This is a genomic window from Wenzhouxiangella sp. XN24, from assembly GCF_011064545.1.
Lineage (GTDB): Bacteria > Pseudomonadota > Gammaproteobacteria > Steroidobacterales > XN24 > XN24.
In genome coordinates this window covers 307,072-316,259 of sequence record NZ_JAAMFG010000026.1, presented here as the reverse complement: position 1 = coordinate 316,259, position 9,188 = coordinate 307,072, and the positions used below count along the sequence as shown (strand labels likewise).

The window sequence follows — 9,188 nt, the reverse complement described above, 5'->3', positions numbered from 1 at the left end:
GCGTTAGGCGGCGAAATGTTTGGCTTTCTGCTTCTTGCGGCTGTCCTTAGTGGGCTAGCTTATCTGGCTGCCTATAAGCTGAGACGTACGCGACGCATTTTAATCGCAGCAGGCACTTTCGCTTTGCTTGGGATACTGCCTAAAGCTTTTGTCATACTTAACGATGACCTGCTCGCTTGTTGGGCTTATTACGACCAATGTGCTGCTCAGCGCATTTCAGGCCTTTCTGAGCAGGACTGCTTGAAGAGAGATGATGCTGTCGCGTTCCTGCACGAAGGTGGGGTTTGTCTTGTTGAAACAAGCGAATGATCCCGCGGCACGCGCCGTCGTCGTTAGTCGTACGCCGCCGCCTAACAGTTCATTAAAGCCGAACCCGCTTCGCGGGTCGGCTTAACTCAGGCGTTGGCTGCATAACCACTGAGGACCATTGCGTGTGCCTTGAAGATAAAGAGAGGACTTTTGCTTTCGAGAAGTCATTCTGTCTACTACGTTCAGAAGTCTGGCTTCATGAGGCCCAAAACCTATTCTACAGCGCTGATGTACTGGGAGACTTCGAGGGTCTGAAGCAATCCCATCTGTTTCGGCAGAATGACCACTTTGCCGAGTTATTCCCCTTCGATCTCACAAACCACGCCTTCTTCAACTGGCGTGTTCAGCGGATGCTCTGGGCATACGGTTTTGAGAACCTCTTTAAATTCATGATCGTGGCTCAATACAGAGAGGCGCACCCTGATGCCGTTGAGGTGCCTTTTTCTGAGATCAAGAGTCACAATCTAGCGGGGCTGGCTAAGAAGGTGGGGTTTGACCTTGAGGAGCCTCAGGAGTTTTACCTTGGAGTCCTTCAGAAATGCGCGCTCTGGGCGGGTCGCTATCCGTTGCCGATCAAGAAAAAAGATATGTATGACCAACGAGAGGCACTCCCCACACAAGAAGCCTTGCTAGAAAGGTCAAGAGAGGCAATTGAGCGTCATCAGCGTGACGAAATACCGAGAACGTTCACTGAGAGTGATGTGTTGCACTCGCAAATGGGAGATGAGGAGTTGAGGATCTGTCGAGGCCTGCGTGAAGAAGCATTTGTCCGAGCGAGATCGATACTCAAGAAGGACGAAGTCAGCCAACAAAGCGTTCGAGTGCACGCGGCTCCGCCGCGCCATTCAACTTAGACGTTAGGCGGCGGGATCGAGAGACGGGGATAGGAGAAGGGACGACATGACAGGCCGACCGGCAGAAGCCTCGCCGCTTGTCTACGCAAGAGTGGCGGGGCTGCTGTACCTGATCATCATCGTGCTCGGGCTCTTCAGCGAGTTGTTCGTGCGCTCCTCGGTTGTCGTGCCGGGAGATGCCGCAGCCACCGCTGCCAACATCCTGGCGGCCGAGGGTCTATTCCGGACCGGCTTCTTAGCGGATTCGATCATGTTCCTCAGCGACGTGGTACTGGCGGTGCTTCTGTATGTGCTCCTGAAGCCGGTGCACAAGACGCTCGCTCTCATCGCGATGTTCTTCCGACTGACGCAGACCGCCGTGATCGCCCTCAATCTCCTCAACTACCACGCGGTCTTGCTTCTGCTGAAGGGAGACTACGCGGCGACTCTCGGGGCGACTCAGCTCAACGGGCTCTCATCGCTGTTCCTTGATCTTCACAGCCATGGGTATGACCTTGGTCTGATCTTGTTCGGGGTGCACTGCCTCGTTCTTGGTTACTTGATCGCGAAGTCCCTGTACATGCCGAAGCTCCTCGGGTACCTGGTGATGGCCGCCGGCGTCACCTATCTGATTGGAAGCTACACGCGCTTCCTGTTCCCGGACTTCGTCGGAGCTGTGTCACCGATTTACGTGGTAGCCATTGTCTCGGAGCTTTCGCTGTGTTTTTGGCTGCTCATCAAGGGCGTGAATCCAGAACGCTGGCGGGAAGTGACAACGGAGTCTCGGCGCGGCGTAGGTGCTCGGCCCGCGGTCTAACATGTGTTAGCCCCCACAACAGAGTTTGTATGCGCATTGAATACCGAGATGACGTAGTAATCAGCGTTGATGAGGCCATCGACCTCTACCGGCGCTCCACACTTGGTGAACGTCGGCCAGTCGATCGGCCTGACATATTCGATGGCATGCTTAGTAACGCCAATCTCACGGTAACCGCCTGGGATGGTCAACGTCTCGTCGGTATTTCCCGCTCCCTCACCGATTTCACCTACGTCACTTACCTGGCTGATCTGGCTGTTGACGCCTCGTATCAGAAGCAGGGTATCGGCAAGAGCCTTATTGAGGAGACGAAGCGGCGGCTTAAGCCGGAGTGCATGATTGTGTTGCTGGCAGCGCCTAATGCCAGTGAGTACTACGTAAAGCTCGGCTTTGAGCACAATCCGCGCGCATGGGTGCTCAATGGGGGCTAACAATTCATTCAAGCCAAACCCGCTTGCTGGGTCGGCTTGATTCAGGCGTTAGCCCGCAGGATGTGAACATGGGAGCCACGAAATACGTTGTCATCCAGGACCACACTAGCGAGTACCCAGAGCCCATCACTTTTGCAAAAGGCGCTCCGCTCTCTGTGGGTGAGGAGTATAAAGGCCCGGAGAGTTGGGATAACTGGCTGTTCTGCGAAACACCCGGGCAGAAAGGCGGCTGGGTTCCGGCGCAAATCATCGAGATCGTCAATGACAAGACTGCTCGTGCCCGCGAAGACTACACGGCGAAAGAGCTGGATGTTCGAGTAGGGGACCTGCTTGTTGGTTCGAAAATTCTGAACGGCTGGGTGTGGTGCAAGAGATCCGACGGCCCGGAGGCTGGCTGGGTTCCACTTGCTAACCTTCAGGAGGCTCGTCAGTAAACTTCTCATGTACCAGCGGGCCAACAATGCATTCCAGCCGCCGCCCACAAGCTTCACTTATGGGTTCCCTTGGCAGCTTCGCTGCTACAGCGCGGCTCAATTCAATCGTCATTCGCCGTAGTCGATGATGGGCGGTAGTTGATGAATAAGTATTGTGAATTGAGTGAACTGGGCTGGAGCGACTGGTTTGCGCAGCGGGCAGACTGCCAGTCGCCGGGCACCGTGGCCCGCGTAGCCGCGGTCGATCGCGACCAGTTGTTGCTCGTAGATCAGGATGGGAGTTTTCGGGCGAAGTTGGCTGGCCGCTATTTGCACCTTCACCATCTGAAGGAGGCACTGCCATGCGTTGGCGACTGGGTTTGCGCGGAGAAGCAGTCTGGCGACGACTTTGCGGTGATCCACGCGCTGCTGGAACGCAGGACGTCGCTACGCAGGAAATCGGCTGGGAAAGTCATAGAGTCCCAGATGATTGCAGCGAACTTGGATTACGTGCTCATCGTGCAGTCCTGCCACTTCGATTTCAATCCGAAGCGTTTGGAACGCTATCTCGTCATGGTCATGGAGGGTGGCGCCGAGCCTTACATTTTGCTGACCAAGACGGATTTGTTGGAGCCTGCGGTACTCGCCACACAGTTAGCGGAAATCCGGTCTATCGGTATCACCGCGCCGATCGTGCCGTTGAGCAACGTGACACGAGATGGCCTGGAGGATGTCAAGCGGCTTCTGCTGCCTGGAAAGACCTATTGTTTCGTTGGTTCGTCAGGGGTCGGGAAGAGCACACTGATCAACCAGTTGGTCGGTCGCGAGAAAATGCAAACAAGGTCTGTGAGCGGGACAGGAGAAGGACGGCACACGACCGTTCGTCGTGAACTGATTCGGCTCGACGATGGCGCTCTGGTCATCGACAACCCGGGAATGCGCGAATTCGGCGTCCTCGGCGCGGACAGCGGTTTAGTAAACAGCTACGCTGACATCATCGCTCTCGCAGCCAGCTGCCGCTATCAAGACTGCAGCCATACTAACGAGCCCGGCTGTGTGGTACTCGCGGCCGTGCATGCCGGCGAGATGAGCCAGGAATCCCTCGATAGTTTTCTCAAGCTCAAAGAAGAATCGGCATTCAACGACATGTCGTATGCCGAGAAAAGAAAGAAGGATCGGGACTTTGGTCGATACATCAAGTCGGCGAAGAAAGACTTGCGGGACAGGTAGCGTGCGGGTGGCGAATAACCCGCCAGTCGATCGGGTCCGAGGCGTACAAGGCCCTCTTGTCGAGACTGGGTACGCCCGTGGTGTCCGAACACGATGATGAAGGACAGAACGACTACTACAGCGCTCGGAAGGTTCAGGAGCATGAACTGCCGGCGCGCCTAGTGGAGCAGTTTCTCGCGGCTTACAATGCTCACGATGTCGATACGATGCTGATGCATGTCCATCCAGACGTGAAGTGGTTGAGTGTAGATGGAGACTCCGTGACGCTTGAAACTGCTGGCGCTTCCGCGCTAGGGGAGGCAATGCGCGAGTACTTCGCTTCAGTGCCGTCGACACGATCGATAGCCCACGCGCTACTTGAAGCTGGGCGCTATGTCAGTTTGCATGAACGGGCTCATTGGGAAGGAAAAGAATGCCCAGTATCCCAAAGCGCATTGGCGGTCTACGAAGTGGAGGATGGAAAGATTCTCCGGGTGTGGTACTACCCGTCGCAAAGGTGACATTGGGGGCCTGGCTATGCGTTGGAGCGGACAGATGAAAAGTATCCGACCACGCGCATTGCCGATCTCTGCGTTAGCCTCAATAGAAGATATCAATGGGCACTGAGCAGCAGCTGCCAAATCCCCGTGAAGGGGTGCCGGGCATTCTAGATCGGTTTGCAGGCCCAGGTGCGACGCCGGCCGAACTGGTGCTTCAGTTCCTGTTGCCGCTGGTGGCAGCGGGCGCAGCAGTTGCTCATGCGGCTTTTGCCGTCGGGGGCTGGTCAGCCGTGCAGTACCTTCTTTGCGCGCTACTGGCGTTCGATATCGTAGGCGGCATCATCACCAACGCCACCTCTTCTGGGAAGCGATGGTATCACCGCGCAGGACAAAGCTTTTCGCGGCACTTCGGCTTTGTCATGCTGCATCTTGGGCACTTAGCCATTGTGTCGTGGCTGTTTCTCACACTTGATCTGCTGTGGCTCGTCACGGCTGGGTTATATCTGTTGATCGCAAGTCTTACGATCATCTTGGTGCCGCTCTACCTTCAGCGACCGGTTGCGCTGATCATGTACGCGGGCAGCATTCTTCTGGCCCTGTACGTGCTTGCCTCCCCGCCGGGGATGGAATGGTTCTTGCCCTTGTTCTACCTGAAATTGCTCGTTGCGCATCTTCCGAGGGAAGAAGCCTACCGACCGGAGAGGGAAGCTGATGAAAGCATGAAGCCGATGCGCTGACGCGCGCGCCTGATACTGGGTGCTAGGCAAGGCAATGTAGATCACTCGGAGAAAATACCCATGGCAAAGAATCCGGTCGCCTGGTTTGAGATATACGTCGAGGAAATGGCAAGGGCGAGGAAGTTCTACGAGACTGTGCTCGATGTCAGTTTGGAGAAGCTCAACGACCCCAATGATCCGGGAGTGGAGATGTCGGCTTTCCCTTCTAGCATGGAGGGCTATGGCGCCACCGGCGCCCTCGTGAAGATGGAAGGATTTAGCTCCGGCGGTAACAGCACGCTGGTGTATTTCTCCTGTGACGATTGTGCAGTTGAAGAGTCCAGGGTTGAGAAGGCCGGCGGGAAAATACAGCAATCCAAAATGGCCATTGGTGAACACGGCTTCATTTCGCTTGCGGTGGATTCGGAAGGCAACATGTTCGGTCTGCACTCGCAGAAATAAAGGCGGGCAAATGCCTGGCAAGACGGTTATGCCACCCGGTGAACCCGGACTGGGAGGGTGGTACGTTCTGTGCTCGGAACCGGGTGTTCTTAGAGACCGCGCATGACTCCGGCCCACAGAATCGGGTATCTCGCATCGACCGGCCTGTTCGTCGTCGGCTCAGCCTACATCGCGGTCGTGGCCTACGGCATTTCCCGCGCCGGTTTCGACGATCCGATCGTGGATCCCACCCTCGCCGTGATGGAGTCGCTTACATTGCTCTCCGCGCCGTTCATTGTTGCTGTCATGGCATCGATCTACGAAACAGCGAGCCGGGATCGCAAAGTGTTCGGTGTCATGGCCCTGGTTTTCGCCGGGATCATGGCGGGCCTTACCAGCGCCGTCCACTTCGTGACGCTCACGGCCGGGCGCCAGACTGGTTTCACCGTCCTGGAATGGCCATCGACGCTGTATGCGGTCGAGCTTCTCGCGTGGAACGCCTTCCTTGGGCTGTCGCTTCTCTGCGCGGCCCTGGTTTTCGTCGGTCCCGGAATCCGTGCTGTTGCCCGATGGTCACTCGGTGTAGCAGGTGCTCTTTCGTTGCTTGGCACCGTTGGCCCCATCGTCGGCGACATGGCGCTTCAGCGGATCGGCATGCTCGGCTACGGCGTCGGACTCCCCGTCGCGGCGTGGGTACTCTCTCGATTCTTCCGCCGGAACGAGGACCGATGATGAAACCCAGGAATGAGAAGGTTCAGAAGTTCCTTGAAGAAGTCATGATGATCGATGCTGAAAAACACGCTTCTCTTATGGAAATGCGTGGGATCGTTTTCAACATCTATCCGCGTGCAGAGGAAAGGATGATGTATGGCGGAATCATGTTTTCGCTCGACTCTGCTGACTTTGGTGGATTGTTCGTGAGGAAAAACCATATTTCATTCGAGTTTTCCAACGGATACGCGATGGAAGATCCTGACCAATGCCTCGAGGGAACTGGAGAGTTCCGCAGGCATTTGAAAATCAGAACCCGTGCGGATATCAAGAACAAGAGCGTGGCTTTCTTCGTGAAGCAAGCCGTATAACGTCGCGCCGCTTATCTCAAACCTCGGCCTGCTGGAGATTGCAATGCCGCAGCATGAAAAGATCAGTTACGTGGAGTTCCCTTCCCAGGACCTGGCGGCGACGAAGAGTTTCTTCCACCGGGCGTTCGGATGGGTGTTCGTGGACTATGGCCCCGAGTACGCCTCGTTCTCCGACGAAGGCCTGGACGGTGGCTTCTTCAAGTCGGAGGTGATCGCGCGCACCGAGCAAGGCAGTCCGCTTGTCGTCCTCTACAGTGAAGACCTCGAGGGCACGCTCGAGAAAGTCCGGGAGGCGGGCGGTCGGATCGTCAAGCCAATCTTTTCTTTTCCGGGTGGCCGCAGGTTCCACTTCACGGAACCAGGGGGTAATGAGCTTGCTGTTTGGGGGCAAGATGGGGCCTGACTGCGTGTTTTCGTGGAACACGCCAGCTGGGGCTGGTACGTCCGTGGAACCTGGGTATTTGGAGTCTTTGGTATGGAGCCGTCTGAAGCCCGACACTTCGAGATGAACCGTGTCGGCTGGGATCGCCGGGCGGCGGTTCACGTCGAGTCGAAGTTTTCCGATGTGGACGGTTTCCTGGCCGGCGCGTCGTCGCATCGGGAGATCGAACTGGCGGAGTTACAAGATGTGGCCGGCAGGAAACTGCTTCATCTGCAGTGCCACTTCGGCCTGGATACGCTGTCGTGGGCGCGGCAAGGCGCGGTTTGCACCGGCGTCGATATATCACCGGTGGCTGTTCAAAAGGCCCGGGAATTGGCAAAGCAGGCCGGTCTGTCCGCGACCTTTGTTTGTTCGGACGTCTACGGATTCGCGGCACCCCCGGACGCGCCATTCGACATTGTGTTCACCTCCTACGGGGCACTCTGCTGGCGGGCTATTCGTACTTCACCCGGCGAGAACCCGACATAGGCGAGGAAGGAACGTACACCGAGAACGGGGCTGATGCCGTGGCCGAGCTCGCCACCTGGGCGCATCCGCTTTCCAGCGTTATCAACGCGCTGGTCGGGCCGGGCATACAGATTGAGGAGGTCAGGGAAGTTCCCTACAGTCCCTACAACTGTTTTCAAGGGATGGTGGAGCGGGAGCCGGGGCGGTTCTACCTGGGTCACAAGGGGAACGATGTGCCGATGGTTTACAGCATCAGTGGGCGAAAGGTCGCCTGACAAGTCGCTGCTGATAAAGTCTGGGCCGCCGCCTGGGTTTCCGGCCGCAAATGGAGGTGTCACGTCAAACCTGTCGGCGCTAAGGCGTTAGCCACTATCGAAACGGAAACGACATGCCATACGTCAATATCAAGATCACCAGAGAAGGTGCATCAGCCGAGCAAAAGGCGGAGTTGATTGCAGGTGCAACTGAACTTCTGCAACGTGTGTTAAACAAGAATCCAGCCACCACCGTCGTCGTGATTGATGAAGTCGATACGGATAACTGGGGGGATCGCTGGCGAGCCGGTCACGCAGCGACGGAAGAAAGGTCTATAGGTGGGTCACGCCGCTTACAAACGCGCTTTTATGAACCACCGCCAGGCCATATAGTGTCGACCCATCACGCACGGGTCGCGCTCGTCACCTGCGCCGCATACCCGAACCTCTTCGAAGACGATCTCCCGCTCGTGGCGGCGCTGGAAGATCTTGGCATCGAACCGTTCCCCGCGATCTGGGACGACACGGCCATCGACTGGACGTCCTTCGATGCGCTGGTGATCCGCACCCCGTGGGACTACTTCGAGCGCGCCGCCGAGTTTCGCGCCTGGCTCGACGCGCGCATCGCGAGCGGCGTGCTCATGTGCAATGCCGGCGACATCCTCGACTGGAATTACGACAAGCGCTACCTGCAGGACCTTGAGGCGGCGGGCGTGCCGCTGGTCCCGACGATCTTCATTCAGCGCGGCGAAAAGGCCGACATCGCGGCGCTGGCGCGGGCGCGCGGCTGGGACGAGATCGTCGTCAAGCCGACCATCTCGGGCGGCGCCTATCGCACTCATCGATTTCGGGTTGACGACGCGGCGTCCTACCAGCAAGAGATCGACGAGACGCTCGCCGGTCGGGGCGTGCTGGTGCAACCGTTCCTGCCTGAGATCCTGAGCGGTGGCGAGTTGTCGCTGCTGTTCTTTGACGGAGTATTCAGCCACGCCGTCTGCAAGCGGCCGAAGCCCGGTGATTACCGCGTGCAGTTCCAGTTCGGCGGCACCACCGAGCGCGTCGAGGTCGAGCCGGCGCTGGTGGCGCAGGCGCGTGCCTGTGTCCTGGCGGCGCCCTCGCGGCCGGTCTACGCGCGGGTCGACGGCGTGGTGAAAGACGGGCGGTTTCTCCTCATGGAGCTCGAGGTTTTCGAGCCGCTGATGTTCCTCGGCCATGATGCGGCGGCGCCCGGGCGCTTTGCTCGCGCCGTGCAAGGCCGGCTGTGTGCATCATCAGGCTTGGCCTAGTATGTAGT

General features: G+C 57.6%; 15 protein-coding genes. All 15 read left to right on the top strand.

Going from position 1 to position 9,188, the window contains the following annotated elements; genetic code table 11:
• A partial coding sequence (locus G6032_RS15455) for a hypothetical protein (RefSeq protein WP_206211793.1) occupies positions 1-309 on the top strand: 309 nt, incomplete at its 5' end.
• A gap of 122 nt (positions 310-431) precedes the next feature.
• Entirely contained in the window at positions 432-1,163 is a 732-nt protein-coding gene (locus G6032_RS04340; protein ID WP_165280899.1) for a hypothetical protein, read from the top strand.
• A 46-nt stretch (positions 1,164-1,209) separates the two neighbouring features.
• Positions 1,210-1,959, top strand: a complete 750-nt coding sequence (locus G6032_RS04335) for a DUF4386 domain-containing protein (RefSeq protein ID WP_165280898.1) — start codon at positions 1,210-1,212, stop codon at positions 1,957-1,959.
• Between the two features lie 29 nt (positions 1,960-1,988).
• Positions 1,989-2,390: a GNAT family N-acetyltransferase gene (locus G6032_RS04330; RefSeq protein WP_165280897.1), complete on the top strand. Its 402-nt coding sequence runs from the start codon at positions 1,989-1,991 to the stop codon at positions 2,388-2,390.
• 68 nt (positions 2,391-2,458) lie between these two features.
• Positions 2,459-2,824, top strand: coding sequence for an SH3 domain-containing protein (locus G6032_RS04325; RefSeq protein WP_165280896.1), 366 nt, complete (start codon positions 2,459-2,461; stop codon positions 2,822-2,824).
• A 141-nt stretch (positions 2,825-2,965) separates the two neighbouring features.
• Positions 2,966-4,033 (top strand): ribosome small subunit-dependent GTPase A, encoded by a 1,068-nt coding sequence (gene rsgA / locus G6032_RS04320; RefSeq protein WP_165280895.1) that lies wholly within the window; start codon positions 2,966-2,968, stop codon positions 4,031-4,033.
• A gap of 80 nt (positions 4,034-4,113) precedes the next feature.
• A complete protein-coding gene (locus G6032_RS15800) occupies positions 4,114-4,533 on the top strand; it encodes a nuclear transport factor 2 family protein (protein WP_165280894.1) in 420 nt (139 codons plus the stop codon).
• A 95-nt stretch (positions 4,534-4,628) separates the two neighbouring features.
• The gene (locus tag G6032_RS04310) at positions 4,629-5,249 is read left to right on the top strand and encodes a hypothetical protein (RefSeq protein ID WP_165280893.1); all 621 of its coding nucleotides are present in this window, start codon (positions 4,629-4,631) and stop codon (positions 5,247-5,249) included.
• Positions 5,250-5,309: 60 nt separating this feature from the next.
• The gene (locus G6032_RS04305) at positions 5,310-5,690 is read left to right on the top strand and encodes a VOC family protein (protein ID WP_165280892.1); all 381 of its coding nucleotides are present in this window, start codon (positions 5,310-5,312) and stop codon (positions 5,688-5,690) included.
• A gap of 102 nt (positions 5,691-5,792) precedes the next feature.
• Positions 5,793-6,401, top strand: a complete 609-nt coding sequence (locus G6032_RS04300) for a hypothetical protein (protein WP_165280891.1) — start codon at positions 5,793-5,795, stop codon at positions 6,399-6,401.
• A complete protein-coding gene (locus G6032_RS04295; protein ID WP_165280890.1) occupies positions 6,398-6,751 on the top strand; it encodes a DUF1801 domain-containing protein in 354 nt (117 codons plus the stop codon). Before G6032_RS04300 ends, G6032_RS04295 begins: the two co-directional genes overlap by 4 nt.
• Before the next feature lie 43 nt (positions 6,752-6,794).
• Positions 6,795-7,154, top strand: a complete 360-nt coding sequence (locus tag G6032_RS04290) for a VOC family protein (protein ID WP_165280889.1) — start codon at positions 6,795-6,797, stop codon at positions 7,152-7,154.
• Positions 7,155-7,226: 72 nt separating this feature from the next.
• Positions 7,227-7,661, top strand: a complete 435-nt coding sequence (locus tag G6032_RS15450; protein WP_206211791.1) for a class I SAM-dependent methyltransferase — start codon at positions 7,227-7,229, stop codon at positions 7,659-7,661.
• A 38-nt stretch (positions 7,662-7,699) separates the two neighbouring features.
• Entirely contained in the window at positions 7,700-7,915 is a 216-nt protein-coding gene (locus tag G6032_RS15445; protein WP_206211790.1) for a hypothetical protein, read from the top strand.
• A gap of 113 nt (positions 7,916-8,028) precedes the next feature.
• On the top strand, positions 8,029-9,180 hold the full coding sequence (locus G6032_RS15890) for a 2-hydroxymuconate tautomerase family protein (protein ID WP_165280888.1): 1,152 nt from the start codon (positions 8,029-8,031) through the stop codon (positions 9,178-9,180).
• The last annotated feature ends 8 nt before the right edge of the window (positions 9,181-9,188 follow it).

What these genes read in the sequence shown, in the direction of transcription:
- G6032_RS04335 (WP_165280898.1), top strand. Translation starts at nt 1,210, where the DNA reads ATGACAGGCCGACCGGCAGAAGCCTCGCCGCTTGTCTACGCAAGAGTG.
- G6032_RS04330 (WP_165280897.1), top strand. Translation starts at nt 1,989, where the DNA reads ATGCGCATTGAATACCGAGATGACGTAGTAATCAGCGTTGATGAGGCC.
- G6032_RS04325 (WP_165280896.1), top strand. Translation starts at nt 2,459, where the DNA reads ATGGGAGCCACGAAATACGTTGTCATCCAGGACCACACTAGCGAGTAC.
- rsgA (WP_165280895.1), top strand. Translation starts at nt 2,966, where the DNA reads ATGAATAAGTATTGTGAATTGAGTGAACTGGGCTGGAGCGACTGGTTT.
- G6032_RS04310 (WP_165280893.1), top strand. Translation starts at nt 4,629, where the DNA reads ATGGGCACTGAGCAGCAGCTGCCAAATCCCCGTGAAGGGGTGCCGGGC.
- G6032_RS04305 (WP_165280892.1), top strand. Translation starts at nt 5,310, where the DNA reads ATGGCAAAGAATCCGGTCGCCTGGTTTGAGATATACGTCGAGGAAATG.
- G6032_RS04300 (WP_165280891.1), top strand. Translation starts at nt 5,793, where the DNA reads ATGACTCCGGCCCACAGAATCGGGTATCTCGCATCGACCGGCCTGTTC.
- G6032_RS04295 (WP_165280890.1), top strand. Translation starts at nt 6,398, where the DNA reads ATGATGAAACCCAGGAATGAGAAGGTTCAGAAGTTCCTTGAAGAAGTC.
- G6032_RS04290 (WP_165280889.1), top strand. Translation starts at nt 6,795, where the DNA reads ATGCCGCAGCATGAAAAGATCAGTTACGTGGAGTTCCCTTCCCAGGAC.
- G6032_RS15450 (WP_206211791.1), top strand. Translation starts at nt 7,227, where the DNA reads ATGGAGCCGTCTGAAGCCCGACACTTCGAGATGAACCGTGTCGGCTGG.
- G6032_RS15890 (WP_165280888.1), top strand. Translation starts at nt 8,029, where the DNA reads ATGCCATACGTCAATATCAAGATCACCAGAGAAGGTGCATCAGCCGAG.